We start from the raw sequence: 12,778 nt of genomic DNA, 5'->3' as shown, positions 1-12,778 counted from the left end.
GCCGTGCTCAGTAGGGGCGCGGGTTGGGCTCCAGCCAGCCCATCGCGAGAGAGAGCAGCAGTATGATGACCACCAGCAGGGAGAAGAAGACGCGCCGGCCCAGAGGTACCGACATCTTTTGCGTATTGCCTTCACTGAGCATCAGCCAGAGGGCGTGAAACAGCTGGCCGATGATGAGCAGCAGCATGAGTATCAGAACGACCTTGATCAACATCTTGGGATCCTCCTCGATATGCGCGATTCGGCTGCACGAGACAAGCGACGACCATGGCATCACAGACGCTGGTTTGTCTTGTTGTTCACTCTGGTGGTGACGGCCGGTTTGTGCAAGCTGGCGTTCTGGCAGTGGCAGCGCGGAATGGAAAAAACGGCCTGGCTGGCGCAGATGGCAAAGATGCAGCAGGCCGGGCCAAGGACATTGGCCCAGATCGACTGGCAACACCCGGAGTCACTGGATGGCCAGCCTCTGCAAGGGAAAGCCGAGTGGGTCAGCCCTTATGTCTGGTTGCTGGACAACCAGATCGTCAACGGGGAGGTTGGCTATGACGTGCTCATCCCGGTACGCGCAGAGGGGGGATCCTCACTGTTGCTGGTCAACCTGGGATGGGTGCCCGCACCATCCGACAGGTCGCAATTGCCCAATCCCGCCATTCCCGCCGCAATGACCCTTGAAGGTGTTCTGCGCATGGCTCCCGGCGGCTTCCTGCTGGGACAGAACATAGAACCAGGCCCCTACCCGAACCGGCTGCAATCCATCAGGGTCGAGACCCTGCGACAGACAATCGGAGCCCCGCTTGCAGACGCCGTGTTGTATCAAAGACGAACCCCATTCCTCTATCACTACCAGCACAATGTCATGCCTCCTGAAAAACACCGGGCCTATGCGGTGCAATGGCTCGGCTTGGCGCTGGTGGTTCTGTCAGGGGGGGTCATGCTGACGAGGAGGTGCTCCCCATGAGCGGATGGCGACGCTGGCGGGTGCCAGCGCTCTTTGCTGTGGTGATCCTGCTGCCTGTGGTGCTGGCGGCTCTGACTCTTCACCAGGGCTGGTATGAACCCGGCACGCGCAGCAAGGGGCACTGGCTGCACCAGGAGATCTACCTGTTGCAACCGCTTCCTGCCCATCAGCACCAATGGCGACTGGTCTATCTGGTGGCCCCTCGCTGCGAGGGGCAATGCCGGCAGGTCCCCGCGCTGATGGCACGTATCCAGGCCGCACTTGGCCGTAATCTGGACAAGCTGGAACTGGTCCAGTTGACACCACCTCACGAGGCAAACAGTGAAATGAGGGAGGGGGATATACTGCTGGTGGACGCCCGCGGGCTGGCCATCTTGCGTTACGAGGTACCCGGCAGCACGACGACCTGGCCGTTGCTTGGCAAGGCGGTACTGTCGGATCTGCAGCAACTGCTCAAATATCAGCGTGGGGTGCAGTGACGATGCAGCCGACATGGGACTCGCATCTTCTGGCTACTGCACGGTCAACGAGGCGGCATATGAAGATGCACAAGAGGCTGGCCTCCGTGGCCATTGCGCTGGCAGTTCTTGTCATCGCGCTCGGTGCTTATACCCGGTTGACGGATGCCGGGCTGGCTTGCCCCGATTGGCCAGGTTGCTATGGTTCCCTGGCCATTCCCCGCGCTGAGCATGCGGAACTGGCGGCACAACGTTATCCGGCCAGCCCGCTTGTTCCTCACAAAGCGCGCAGCGAGATGGTGCATCGCTACTTCGCCGGGGTGCTGGGAGGCGTGATTGTGCTCCTGTCCGGCTTGGGCTGGCGTACAGGCGGCCGACTGCGTCACCTCTCGCTGATCTTGCTGGTGCTGGTTGCAGGTCAGGCGGCGCTGGGTATGTGGACGGTGACCCTGGCCCTGCATCCCCTGGTGGTGACCACTCATCTGCTGGGCGGCTTCGTCATCCTGACCTTGCTTTGGCTCTATCGGGCCGAATTGGCAGGCTTCCCTTCACCCCCGCCCGTACACCAGGGTGTGTCCTGGCTTGGCAGCATGGCCTGCGGCGTGCTGCTGCTGCAGATCGCGCTGGGGGGCTGGACGTCGGCGAACTATGCGGCCATGGCGTGTGTGGAGTTTCCCTTGTGCCAGGGCGACTGGCAGGCAGAGCTGAATTGGGCGCAAGCCTTTCATCTCCCTCTGGGGCACGCCAGCTATGAGTTCGGCGTGCTGGGCAAGGAGGCGCGCCAGACCATTCACATCGCCCATCGCCTGGGAGCGCTGACCACGGCCTTGCTGGTGGGAGCTTTCGCCCTCGCGCTGCTCTGCCAGCGGACCCCCCTGAGAGGGTTTGGCTGGCTGTTGCTGGGTCTGCTGACCGTGCAGATTGCCTTGGGATTGGCGAACGTCCATCTGGCCCTGCCGCTGGCCAACGCCCTTGCACACAATCTGGTGGCCGCCCACCTGCTGGCCTGTTGTGTGCTGGCGCGCGGGAGCCTCTCTTTGCCTCATCACGACCCCTTGCCATCCCCTGGGATGGTCAGGAGCCGGACATGAATGGGAGAGGGCGGGTACAGCGCTTCGCCCTCCGCCGGGTGCACGATTATTGTCAGTTGACCAAACCAAAGGTGGTCGCCCTGCTGCTCCTGACCGCCTGGGTGGGCATGCTGCTGGCCGAGCCGACACTCGCCTCTCTGGACGAGATGATACTGGGCCTGGCGGGGATTGGACTGCTCGCTGCCGGGGCGGCGGCCATGAACCATTCTCTGGAGTACGGCATTGATGCCCGGATGCGCAGAACGCGCTGGCGCCCGGTCGCCATGGGACGGATCACGCCGGGGCAGGCGATGAATTTTGCGATCTGTCTGGCACTGTTGGGGTTTGTTCTGCTCCATTGGGGCGTGAATCCCCTGACTGCCTGGCTAACCCTGGCCAGCCTGTTAGGCTATGCGGTCGTCTATACCCTGCTGCTGAAGCGGGCCACGTCGCAGAATATCGTCATCGGTGGATTGGCGGGAGCCATGCCACCGCTCTTGGGCTGGACCAGCATCACGGGGCAGCTTTCGGCCGAGCCCTGGCTGCTGGTGATGATCATTTTTACCTGGACGCCGCCCCATTTCTGGTCTTTGGCCATCCACCGGCGCGATGACTATGCCGGTGCCGATATTCCCATGCTGCCGGTCACCCACGGCACCGATTTCACCAAGACCGCCATCCTGCTCTATCTGCTGATCCTGACGCTCGTCTGTCTGCTGCCCTATCTGATCGGCATGTCGGGGCTTGTCTACCTGGTCGGCAGCCTTGGGTTGAACCTCGGATTCTGCTGGCATGGTTGGCTGTTGAAGTACGGGGATCGGCCCGGCCAGGCGATGCGCACCTTCCGTTTCTCCATCTATCACCTGATGTTGCTGTTTGGTCTGCTGATTCTGGATCACCACTGGCTGTGGCGGTTGTCATGATGTTGATGCGGGTCGCGGTCGGATGAATGATGACGCTGCGTTGGTGCACTGCAGGGATGCACAGACCTGATGCAAAACAAGATGGCCCCTTGGGGCCATCTTGTTTTCAGGGGGACGGAGTGGAGCCTAGAGCTTGACCATGATGTGGCGCGGCACCGTGTAGTCCTCCAGCGCGTAGAGGGAGAGATCCTTGCCGTAGCCGGACATTTTCATGCCGCCGTGGGGCATCTCGGAGGTGAGCATGAAGTGAGTGTTGATCCAGGTGCAGCCGTACTGCAGGTGGCTGGCCACCTTGCTGGCAAGGCCGAGATCCCGGGTCCAGACCGAGCTGGCGAGGCCGTAGTCCGAGTCGTTGGCCCACTGCACCACCTGCTCGGCGTCGCTGAAGCGGGTCACCGACACCACCGGGCCGAACACCTCCCGACGCACGATTTCATCCTCCTGGCGGGCATGGGCGATCAGGGTCGGCTCGAAGAAGAAGCCGTTGCCGGGGCGGATCTTGCCTCCCGCCGTCACCTCCACGTGACCGCTGCTCTGGGCCCGCTCCACGAAGCTGGCCACCCGGTTGCGCTGCCGGTCCGAGATGAGCGGCCCCATCTCCACCCCCTCCTCACGCGGACCGCCCACCTTGATGGAGGCAACCGCCTCGGTCATGGCGGCGACGAACTTGTCGTAGATCTTGCCCTGGGCATAGATGCGGCAAGCGGCTGTGCAATCCTGGCCGGCGTTGTAGAAGCCGAAGGTGCGAATGCCGGCCACCACGGCCTCCAAGTCCGCATCGTCAAAGATGATGACCGGCGCCTTGCCGCCAAGCTCCAGATGGGTGCGCTTCATGGTGCGGGCGGCGCTCTGCATGATCTTCTGGCCAGTGGCGATGTCACCGGTGAGCGACACCATGCGCACCAGCGGGTGCTCCACCAGCGGCGCCCCCACGCTCTCGCCCCGGCCGCAGACGATGTTGATGACGCCGCGGGGGAAGATCTCGCTGGCGAGCTCCGCCAGGCGCAGGGCGGTGAGCGGGGTCTGCTCGGAGGGCTTGAGCACCACCGTATTGCCGGCGGCGAGCACGGGGGCCATCTTCCAGGCCGCCATCATCAACGGATAGTTCCAGGGGGCGATACTGCCCACCACCCCGATGGGATCGCGGCGGATCATGCTGGTATGCCCCTCGATGTACTCCCCCGCCAGCGGCCCCTGCAGGCAGCGGGCGGCGCCGGCGAAGAAGCGGAAGCAGTCCACCACCGCCGGCAGCTCGTCGTTGAGCACCGACAGGTAGGGCTTGCCGCAGTTGAGGGATTCGAGCGCCGCAAACTCCTCGGCGTGGCGTTCGATGGCATCGGCCAGGCGCAGCAGCAGGTTGCTGCGTTGGGCCGGGGTGGCGCGGCTCCACTGGGCGAAGGCGCGTTGGGCGCCGTTCACCGCACGGTTCACCTGCTCGAACGAGGCTTCGGGCACCGAGGCGAGCAGCTCGCCGGTGGCCGGGTTGAGGATGGGCTCGGCCTGGCCGTCACCGGTGACGAACTGACCATCGATCAAAAGTTGGGTAGAGAGTTTCATGGTTGCATCCTTGCGCACGCGTTGAGTCGTTATTTGCCACTGCCGGCGACGTCCTGGCCGTCGCGGGTGAGGTAGTAGGCAAGCAGAATGGGAATGGTGGTGCAGGCCACTATGATGAGCGCCACCACGTTGGTGACCGGCCTGTCCCGTGGCCGGATCAGCTCCTGATACATCCAGATTGGCAGCGTGGTCTGCTGGCCGGCGGTGAAGGTGGTGACGATCACCTCGTCAAAACTCAGCGCAAACGCCAGCATGCCCCCCGCCAGCAGCGCCGTGGCGAGGTTGGGCAGGATCACGTAGCGCAGGGTCTGGAAGCCGTCGGCCCCGAGATCCATGGACGCCTCGATGAGGCTTTGGTTGGTGCGGCGAAAGCGCGCCAGGGCATTGTTGTAGACCACCACCACGCAGAAGGTGGCGTGACCGATGACGATGGTCCAGAAGCTGAAAGGGATCTCCATCACCCCGTAGGCGGAGCGCAGCGCGATGCCGGTGACGATGCCGGGCAGGGCGATGGGCAGCACCAGCAACAGCGATACCACCTCCTGGCCGAAGAAGCGGCTGCGGGCGATGGCCCCCGCCGCCAGGGTGCCGAGCACCATGGCGGCCAGCGTCGCCAGTCCCGCTACCTCCAGCGACAGCTGGATGGCGCGCCACACGTCGGGGCGGTTGAGGGTCACCTCGAACCACTTGAGGGTGAGGCCGGGGGGCGGGAACTGGTAGCTCTTGCTCTCGCTGGTGAAGGCGTAGAGGAAGATGAACAGGATCGGAAAGTGCAGGAACAGGAGACCGCCGATGGCCGCGTACTTGAGCAGGCCGGAGGGTTGGCTGCCGTGGTCCCGTTTCATGGAGGTATTAGAGCGCATCGAAAGCCCCCAGACGTTTCGCGATGGTCAGGTAGATGGCGATGATGAGGATCGGCACCAGCGAGAAGGCGGCGGCGAAGGGCAGGTTGCCCGCCGTGCCCTGCTGCATGTAGACCACCTGACCTATGTACATGGTGGAGTTGCCTATGATGCCGGGGATGATGTAGTCCCCCAGCGTCAGGGAGAAGGTGAAGATGGAGCCCGCCACCACGCCGGGCAGGGCCAGCGGCAGGATCAGGGTGCGAAAGGTCTGGGCCGGGGTGGCGCCTAGATCGCCGCTCGCCTCCAGCAAGGAGCGCGGGATCCGCTCCACCGCCGCCTGGATGGGCAGGATCATGAAAGGCAGCCAGACGTAGACGAACACGATGAAGGTGCCGATGCGCGAGAACGAGAGCGACGGCCCCCCTATCACCGGCAGCGAGAGGATGGCGTCCAGCAGCCAGTCCAGTCCCAGAGTATCTGCCAGCCAGCTGATGACCCCCTCCTTGGCCAGGATCAGCTTCCAGGCGTAGACCCGTACCAGATAGCTGGACCAGAGCGGCAGCATGATGCCGACGTAGAACAGGGCTCGGGTCTTGCCGCTGGTGTAGCGCGCCATGTAGTAGGCCACCGGAAAGCCGAGCAGGGCGCAGGCCAGGGTCACCAGCAGCGACATGCCGACGGTGCGCAGGATCACGTCCAGGTTCTCAGCCCGCAGCAGGGCGACGAAGTTCTGCAGCCCCAGCTCGTGGCGGATCTGGCCGCTGAACTCGTCCAGTCCGAAGAAGGCGTTGGAGAGCAGCATCAGCAGGGAGCCGACATAGATGATGCCAAGCCACAGCAGCGGCGGCCCGAGCAGGATGGCCAGCAACAAACCCGGCCGCCCGTAGAGCAGGGTGGAGAGGCGCCGCAGCGGCCGATAGGAGAGGGGGGCGGTGGGTTGGCTCATGGCAAGGCTCGCACTGTGGGGGGCGCTCATGGTTGAGCTCCCTGAGGGGCGGTGTGCAGGCGATGGATCGCCTGCTCCGGCCAGCTGAGGCTGACCCGGGCGCCACGGGGTAGACGGGCCTGGCCCTCGTTGGGGTGGTTGACGATAAGCTCGAGCTGCTCGCCGAGATCGACCCGGTAGCGCACGAAGGGGCCGAGGTACTCAACCTCGCGCACTTCCCCTGACCAGCCCGGTGTGCCGGCCTCTGCGAGCCGGATCCGCTCCGGGCGCACCATCATCTGGCGAGCATCGCCGCACAGACGGCGGGCCTGCTCCCCCTCGAACAGGTTGACGGTGCCGACGAAGCGAGCGACGAAGGGGGTGGCGGGGGCGTCGTAGATGGTATCCGGCGCGGCGATCTGCTCGATCTTGCCCTGATTGAAGATGCAGATCCGGTCGCTCATGGAGAGCGCCTCCTGCTGATCGTGGGTGACGAAGATGAAGGTGATGCCGAGCTGGCGCTGCAAGGCTTTCAGTTCGAGCTGCATCTGCTCGCGCAGCTTGAGGTCGAGCGCCCCGAGCGGTTCGTCCAGCAGCAGGATGCGCGGCTGGTTGATCAGTGCCCGGGCGATGGCGATGCGCTGGCGCTGGCCGCCGGAGAGCTGGCCCGGCTTGCGGTTGCCGACGCCGGGCAGGCGCACCAGTTCCAGCATCTCGTCCACCTTGCGGTAACGCTCCGCCTTGGCGACGCCCTTGAGCATCAGGCCATAGCCGATGTTGTCGCGCACATCCATGTTGGGAAACAGGGCGTAGTCCTGAAACACGGTATTGAGGTTGCGATCGTAGGGGGGCACGGTGGAGCAGGGCTCACCAAACAGCCGGATCTCCCCCTCGCTCGGGTATTCGAAGCCCGCAATCATCCGCAGGCAGGTGGTCTTGCCAGAACCGCTCGGCCCCAGCAGGGTGAAAAACTCGCCGGCCGGGATCTGGAAGGAGATGTCATCGACCGCCTTCACCTCGCCATAGTGGCGGCTGACCCGGTCAAATTGTACGGCATTCATGGGGCGTCCTTGTCTGTGTGGGAAGCGGGCCGGACTCCTGTCCGGCCCCATATCGGCATTTACTCAGGCAATCTCAGCGACCACCCAGGATGGCGATATAGTCCGAAACCCAGCGGTAGTAGGGCACGCAGGTTCCCTGGCTCTTGCACTGGGAGACAGGGGTACGCCAGAAGCGCACTCGATCGAAGTTGTCGATGCCGTTGGTCTTGCACCCCTCTTTCCCGAGCAGGGCATTGCCCTCGCAGGCGGCCGGTACCACGGGCACGGAGCCGAACCAGGAGGCGAGATCCCCCTGCAGCTTGTTGTTGAGGGAGTGCTCCAGCCACTGATAGGCACAGGTGAGGTTCTTCGCCTCGCTGTGCACCATGCTGGTATCGGCCCAGCCGGTGACGCCCTCCTTGGGCACCGTCGTGGCGATAGGCTGCTTGTCGGCGATCAGGGTATTGGCCTGGAACGGCCAGGAGCCGGAGGCCACCACCCCCTCGTTCTTGAAGTCGTCGATCTGGACGAAGGCATCGTGCCAGTAGCGTCCCACCAGCTTGCGCTGCTGGCGCAGGAGGTCGAGGGCGGCCTTGTACTGATCTTCGTTGAGCTCGTAAGGATCCTTGATGCCGAGCGCCGGCTGGTGGCTCATCAGATAGAGGGCGGCATCGGCGATGTGGATGGGGCCGTCGAACGCCTGTACCCGCCCCTTGTTGGACTTGCCGTCCGGCAGGGTCTGCTCCTCGAACACCACGTTCCAGGAGTCGGGCGCCTTGGGAAACACCTTGGTGTTGTACATCAATATGTTGCCGCCCCACTGGTAGGGCACGCCATAGTGCTTGCCGTCTACCGTGTGCCAGGGGGCATTCTGCAGGCGGGGGTCTATCTTGCTGTAGCTCGGGATGAGCGCCAGGTTGAGCACCTGCACCTTGCCGCCGGCGATGAGGCGCAGGCTGGCGTCGCCGGAGGCGGTCACCAGGTCGAAGCCCCCCTCGTTCATCAGCGCCACCATCTCGTCCGAGGTGGCGGCCGTCTTGACGTTGACCTTGCAGCCGGTCTCTTTCTCGAAGCCGGTGACCCAGTCGTAGTTCTTGTCGGTCTCGCCGCGCTCCACGTAGCCGGCCCAGGCCACGATGTTGAGCTGGCCTTCACCCTTGCCGAGGGTGGTGGGGGCAGCCTGGACCTGGCCTGCCAGCAGCGCCGGGATCAGGGCCAGGGTCAGAGGGGTCAATTTCATCTTGCTCTCCTTGCATGATTGGCAACCGTGGCGGCGCCACAGTAGGCATTAACATCCTGTTAACCAGCCATGAGCGTAGGAGAAGCCGGGAGCAATGAGAATTTCAATTTTTAACGGCTTTGGTATCTGTAAAATCGATATCGAGTGCAGATGAATCTGATTTTTTTGCCGGAGTCACGGCTGTTCAGGCTCAGTCCTAGCGGGGGAGGTGCTGGCGGGCCCGTAGCCGGCTCTGATCTCTGGCGATGTCGATGAACTCGCGTGCGGCCCAGTCAAGGCGCGAGCCGCGCCGCCACACCAGACCGATGTCGATGGCGGGGATGGGCTCCTTGATGGCGCGGGCCTCGACCCGCTCCTGCTCCAGGGACCAGGGGCGGTAGGCAAAGTCCGGCAGCAGGGCGAGCCCGAGCTGGCTCGCCACCAGGCTGCGCACCGCTTCCACCGAGGCGGTACGCAGCACGATGCGCGGCGCGATACCGTAGCGGCGCAGGCCGCCGCCGATGATCTGGTCCAGCTGGTCGGCGGTCAGCGAGATCATGGGCTCCTCGCCGAGCGCCTTGAGGGAGAGGGTCGACTCGGCGCAGAGGGGGTGGTTGGCGGCGAGCCAGACCCGCAGCGGCGAGCGGGTCAGCAGCTCGGTATCGAACGCCTCCTGGCGGATGGTGCGGTTGGTCATCAGGATCCCCACGTCCACCTCGCCGTTGACGATCTGGTGCTCGAGATAGGGCTGCTCATCCTCCTTCACCTCGATCTGCACCGCCGGGAAGGCGCGGCGAAAGCGGCCGAGAGCCTCCGAGAGGTAGTAGCCGGCCACCAGCGTGGTTACGCCTATGGTGAGCCGCCCCTGATCCTGCTGGGCCACCGCCTTGAGGGAGTGGCTGGCCTCGGTCATGGCGCCGAGGATGCGACGGGCGTGCAGCAGAAACTGGTGGCCCTGGGTGGTGAGGCTGACCCCGCGCGGATTGCGCTCGAACAGGGCGGCGCCGAGCTCGGTCTCCAGCTCGCGGATGGCGCTGGTGACAGCCGACTGGGAGATGTGCAGCTCGGCGGCGGCGCGGCTGACCGAGAAGCTGTCGGCCACCGCCACGAAATAGCGGATCTGGCGAAAGGTGAAGTTCATCTGGGCGTCCTGCCATGTGGGATCAAGGTGAGTGCCAGCTTAACCTCGAATCGCACCCAGACAAAAGGCGCCGTGATGGCGCCTTTGTCGTTGTTTTTACGGAAATTAGCGGGTTGTCACCGCCTCTGTGGCCGGTACACGGTTCACCCCCTTGCCCAGATAGGCGAGGGTGATGGTCACTATGATGCAGGTGAAGCTGAGCCACATGTAGGGCAGGTAGTCGAGGGTCGCTACCCCGAGGACCCCAGCCATGAAGATGCCGTTGTCGCTCCAGGGCACCATGCCACAGGTGAGGGTGCCGCCAAACTCGGCGTTGCGGGAGAGGTTCTTGCGCGCAAGCCCCAGTCTGTCGTAGTTCTTGGCCATGATCTTGGGGGTCAGGATCAGGGACACATACATGGCGGAACCGAATACGTTGGCCAGGAAGGCGGTGCCGATGGTGTGGCTGGTCAGGCTGCCGGCGCTGTTGATGCGCTTCTCGAAGGCGCTGGCGATCACTTCCAGAATGCCGACCTTCTCCAGCAGACCGCCGAAGCCCAAGCCGAAGATGATGACGGCCACGGAACCCAGCATGGACTCCATGCCGCCACGGCCCAGGATGTTGTCGATGAAATCGACGCCGGAGGTGATGGCAAACGGGCTGTAGGCGGAGTGCATCGCCTTCACCGGATCCATGTCCTGGAAGACTATGGCCCAGACAAGACCCAGCAAGGCGCCGAAGCTGATCACCGGGAAGGCGGGCTTGCGGTTGGCCAACAGGCCCAACACCAGCACAACGGGCACTATGGCCATGGGGGTGATGTTGAACTGTTTGTCGAGGGCGTCCATCACCAGATTGACCTGCTCCAGGCTGACGTTGCCGGAGTACTGCATGCCGACCACGGTGAACAGGGCGGCGGTGATGACGTAGGAGAACAGGCTGATGGGCAGCATCCCCTTGATGTGTTCCATCACGTCGACGTTGGACATGGTCGAGGCCAGCACCACGGAGTCGGAGAGCGGGGAGAGCTTGTCACCGAAGTAGACGCCGGAGAGCACGGCACCGGCTACCAGCGGCGCGGGTACCCCCAGGCTGTGGCCTATACCCATCATGGCGATGCCGGCGGTGGCCGCCGAGCCCCAGGAGGTGCCGGTGGCCAGCGAGGTGAGAGAGCAGATGATCAGGGTCGCCAGCAGGAAGATGGAGGGGTGTATCACCTTGAGGCCGAAGTAGATGATGCTGGGGACGATGCCGCCGGCAATCCAGGTGCCCACCAGGGCACCGACGGAGATCAGTATCAGGATGGCCCCCATCCCCTTGGCGACGCCGTCGACTGCCGCCTGTTCCAGGAATTTGTAATCATGGCCGAGCTTGATGCCGAGTCCCATGATGACGAACCAGGCGATGAACAGTGCCAGCTGGATTGGCAGATCCAGCACGCTGGTGAAGGAGAAGGCCAGGGCCAGGAAAATGGCTAGGCAGGCAAATACTTGCGACATGCCCGGCAATCGGATGTGGTGTTGTTGGTTTTGCATAGACGCTCCCTAAACTCTTGCTCGCCAAGGTCAGCCCCTCTCGTCCTGCGGATGCGTCGATCCCGAGAGGCTTACCAAAAGAGGGCGCAATCTACCATAAAGCGGAGGTGTAAAATCCCTGCTCATTCGGCAAAACAGCTTTAAAATTTTAAAATCCCACAAAATAGTTGATCTAATCGGCATTTTTCACTGTTCAATCGACACCGTTTGATAGCCGGAGATCCATAGGCAAGTTCGATTGCAGATGGCAACACCAAAGATGATAATAGTTATCATTAATGTTTTTTCGGACCAATGCCAATGAACTGGATAGTACGCGCTCTGCTCTTGGCCGCCCTTCTGGCGGTGCTGGTCTGGGGTCAGGAGAAGGAATACGGGTTCTGGAGCCTGGGGTTCTTGCTGGCTGCCTGGGTCATGCTGGAACCCAGGCTGAGACCGGTGTTGATCCTGCTGCCGGTTGCGGGAATGACAGGGGTCGTCACTCTGCTCTGGCAGCAGGGCTGGCATTAAGCCTGGCGAGTGGGGACGGCCTGGATCTTGTCGTAGGCCTGGCGCAGGGAGGCGATGACCTTCTTCTCCATTTCGCTGCGTTCGGCGTCTGTCGTGAAGTAGATCATGTCGACATCGTGGCGGATATAGTGGGAAGGAAGCTGGTTGAGTGTCAGGCAGCAGAGGTCTGCCAGCTGATAGGGGGTCAATGTTCGAGCCAACCCCTGTTTTTCTATCTCCTTGAGCACCAGGTGCTCATAGAAGTTGTGAATATCGGTATCCAGGATCATGGGAAAACCCCCGTGGTGGCGTAGCATCTTCAACAGCATAGCCATGGGGCATGAAAACACAAAAGGCCCGTCACTCTCGTAACGGGCCTTTGCAAAATGAATGGTGCGAAGAGAGGGACTCGAACCCTCACATCCGTGGGACACTAACACCTGAAGCTAGCGCGTCTACCAATTCCGCCACCTTCGCACACTGATTTTCTCCAGCTGGTTTTTAAATGCGGTTGGAGCGCATTTTCTGTGTTTTACATGCCAGAAGCATGGTGCGAAGAGAGGGACTCGAACCCTCACACCCGGGGGGCACTAACACCTGAAGCTAGCGCGTCTACCAATTCCGCCACCTTCGCACAT

General features: G+C 62.9%; 14 protein-coding genes and 2 tRNA genes. 5 read left to right on the top strand and 11 right to left on the bottom strand.

Features of this window, described 5'->3' with window-relative positions; translation table 11 throughout:
• Window positions 1-7 precede the first annotated feature (7 nt).
• On the bottom strand, window positions 8-214 hold the full coding sequence (locus AB5Y89_RS12285; RefSeq protein WP_113978217.1) for a DUF2909 family protein: 207 nt from the start codon (window positions 212-214) through the stop codon (window positions 8-10).
• A gap of 78 nt (window positions 215-292) precedes the next feature.
• Here AB5Y89_RS12285 and AB5Y89_RS12280 point away from each other — a divergent pair, with 78 nt between their 5' ends.
• From AB5Y89_RS12280 to cyoE, 4 genes are read left to right on the top strand one after another with little or no spacing between them, the layout of a single operon-like run.
• On the top strand, window positions 293-958 hold the full coding sequence (locus tag AB5Y89_RS12280) for an SURF1 family protein (RefSeq protein WP_234935869.1): 666 nt from the start codon (window positions 293-295) through the stop codon (window positions 956-958).
• On the top strand, window positions 955-1,437 hold the full coding sequence (locus AB5Y89_RS12275) for a hypothetical protein (protein WP_048208520.1): 483 nt from the start codon (window positions 955-957) through the stop codon (window positions 1,435-1,437). Before AB5Y89_RS12280 ends, AB5Y89_RS12275 begins: the two co-directional genes overlap by 4 nt.
• A 59-nt stretch (window positions 1,438-1,496) precedes the next feature.
• Window positions 1,497-2,507 carry a COX15/CtaA family protein gene (locus AB5Y89_RS12270; RefSeq protein ID WP_323950867.1) on the top strand — a complete coding sequence of 337 codons (1,011 nt, stop codon included), beginning with the start codon at window positions 1,497-1,499 and terminating at the stop codon, window positions 2,505-2,507.
• Complete coding sequence (cyoE, locus tag AB5Y89_RS12265) at window positions 2,504-3,409, top strand: heme o synthase (RefSeq protein ID WP_323950868.1); 906 nt, start codon at window positions 2,504-2,506, stop codon at window positions 3,407-3,409. The genes AB5Y89_RS12270 and cyoE overlap by 4 nt, the downstream gene beginning before the upstream one ends.
• 126 nt (window positions 3,410-3,535) lie before the next feature.
• Here cyoE and AB5Y89_RS12260 read toward each other — a convergent pair whose 3' ends face one another.
• The 7 genes from AB5Y89_RS12260 to nhaC all read right to left on the bottom strand — a co-directional run bounded on the left by AB5Y89_RS12260 (window position 3,536) and on the right by nhaC (window position 11,651).
• On the bottom strand, window positions 3,536-4,966 hold the full coding sequence (locus AB5Y89_RS12260) for a gamma-aminobutyraldehyde dehydrogenase (protein WP_368223865.1): 1,431 nt from the start codon (window positions 4,964-4,966) through the stop codon (window positions 3,536-3,538).
• A 29-nt stretch (window positions 4,967-4,995) separates the two neighbouring features.
• Window positions 4,996-5,811 carry an ABC transporter permease gene (locus AB5Y89_RS12255; protein WP_323950876.1) on the bottom strand — a complete coding sequence of 272 codons (816 nt, stop codon included), beginning with the start codon at window positions 5,809-5,811 and terminating at the stop codon, window positions 4,996-4,998.
• A 7-nt stretch (window positions 5,812-5,818) separates the two neighbouring features.
• Complete coding sequence (locus tag AB5Y89_RS12250) at window positions 5,819-6,787, bottom strand: ABC transporter permease (RefSeq protein ID WP_024944801.1); 969 nt, start codon at window positions 6,785-6,787, stop codon at window positions 5,819-5,821.
• Window positions 6,784-7,797 (bottom strand): ABC transporter ATP-binding protein, encoded by a 1,014-nt coding sequence (locus tag AB5Y89_RS12245; protein WP_029302107.1) that lies wholly within the window; start codon window positions 7,795-7,797, stop codon window positions 6,784-6,786. Before AB5Y89_RS12245 ends, AB5Y89_RS12250 begins: the two co-directional genes overlap by 4 nt.
• Window positions 7,798-7,870: 73 nt before the next feature.
• Window positions 7,871-9,016: an ABC transporter substrate-binding protein gene (locus AB5Y89_RS12240; protein ID WP_323950872.1), complete on the bottom strand. Its 1,146-nt coding sequence runs from the start codon at window positions 9,014-9,016 to the stop codon at window positions 7,871-7,873.
• Window positions 9,017-9,212: 196 nt separating this feature from the next.
• A complete protein-coding gene (locus AB5Y89_RS12235) occupies window positions 9,213-10,136 on the bottom strand; it encodes a LysR family transcriptional regulator (RefSeq protein ID WP_043152857.1) in 924 nt (307 codons plus the stop codon).
• 105 nt (window positions 10,137-10,241) lie between these two features.
• Window positions 10,242-11,651, bottom strand: a complete 1,410-nt coding sequence (nhaC, locus tag AB5Y89_RS12230) for a Na+/H+ antiporter NhaC (RefSeq protein WP_368223864.1) — start codon at window positions 11,649-11,651, stop codon at window positions 10,242-10,244.
• Window positions 11,652-11,951: 300 nt separating this feature from the next.
• Here nhaC and AB5Y89_RS12225 point away from each other — a divergent pair, with 300 nt between their 5' ends.
• Entirely contained in the window at window positions 11,952-12,161 is a 210-nt protein-coding gene (locus AB5Y89_RS12225) for a hypothetical protein (protein WP_045522094.1), read from the top strand.
• Here AB5Y89_RS12225 and AB5Y89_RS12220 read toward each other — a convergent pair.
• From AB5Y89_RS12220 to AB5Y89_RS12210, 3 genes are all read right to left on the bottom strand, one after another.
• Window positions 12,158-12,430, bottom strand: a complete 273-nt coding sequence (locus tag AB5Y89_RS12220; RefSeq protein WP_029314828.1) for a late competence development ComFB family protein — start codon at window positions 12,428-12,430, stop codon at window positions 12,158-12,160. The two genes, AB5Y89_RS12225 and AB5Y89_RS12220, sit on opposite strands and share 4 nt — an antisense overlap.
• 101 nt (window positions 12,431-12,531) lie before the next feature.
• Window positions 12,532-12,617: transfer RNA gene (locus tag AB5Y89_RS12215), tRNA-Leu, on the bottom strand.
• Between the two features lie 71 nt (window positions 12,618-12,688).
• Window positions 12,689-12,774, bottom strand: a tRNA-Leu gene (locus AB5Y89_RS12210).
• Between the last annotated feature and the right edge of the window lie 4 nt (window positions 12,775-12,778).

It is taken from the genome of Aeromonas sp. s4 (assembly GCF_040907855.1).
Taxonomy (GTDB): domain Bacteria; phylum Pseudomonadota; class Gammaproteobacteria; order Enterobacterales; family Aeromonadaceae; genus Aeromonas; species Aeromonas caviae.
The sequence above is the reverse complement of the archived record's forward strand: the minus strand, read 5'-3'. Positions and strand labels throughout refer to the sequence as shown.

Coding starts and splice junctions, on each gene's coding strand:
- AB5Y89_RS12250 (WP_024944801.1), bottom strand. CDS start 6,787: ATGAGCGCCCCCCACAGTGCGAGCCTTGCCATGAGCCAACCCACCGCC.
- AB5Y89_RS12260 (WP_368223865.1), bottom strand. CDS start 4,966: ATGAAACTCTCTACCCAACTTTTGATCGATGGTCAGTTCGTCACCGGT.
- cyoE (WP_323950868.1), top strand. CDS start 2,504: ATGAATGGGAGAGGGCGGGTACAGCGCTTCGCCCTCCGCCGGGTGCAC.
- AB5Y89_RS12285 (WP_113978217.1), bottom strand. CDS start 214: ATGTTGATCAAGGTCGTTCTGATACTCATGCTGCTGCTCATCATCGGC.
- AB5Y89_RS12220 (WP_029314828.1), bottom strand. CDS start 12,430: ATGATCCTGGATACCGATATTCACAACTTCTATGAGCACCTGGTGCTC.
- AB5Y89_RS12225 (WP_045522094.1), top strand. CDS start 11,952: ATGAACTGGATAGTACGCGCTCTGCTCTTGGCCGCCCTTCTGGCGGTG.
- AB5Y89_RS12235 (WP_043152857.1), bottom strand. CDS start 10,136: ATGAACTTCACCTTTCGCCAGATCCGCTATTTCGTGGCGGTGGCCGAC.
- AB5Y89_RS12240 (WP_323950872.1), bottom strand. CDS start 9,016: ATGAAATTGACCCCTCTGACCCTGGCCCTGATCCCGGCGCTGCTGGCA.
- nhaC (WP_368223864.1), bottom strand. CDS start 11,651: ATGCAAAACCAACAACACCACATCCGATTGCCGGGCATGTCGCAAGTA.
- AB5Y89_RS12270 (WP_323950867.1), top strand. CDS start 1,497: ATGAAGATGCACAAGAGGCTGGCCTCCGTGGCCATTGCGCTGGCAGTT.
- AB5Y89_RS12275 (WP_048208520.1), top strand. CDS start 955: ATGAGCGGATGGCGACGCTGGCGGGTGCCAGCGCTCTTTGCTGTGGTG.
- AB5Y89_RS12255 (WP_323950876.1), bottom strand. CDS start 5,811: ATGAAACGGGACCACGGCAGCCAACCCTCCGGCCTGCTCAAGTACGCG.
- AB5Y89_RS12245 (WP_029302107.1), bottom strand. CDS start 7,797: ATGAATGCCGTACAATTTGACCGGGTCAGCCGCCACTATGGCGAGGTG.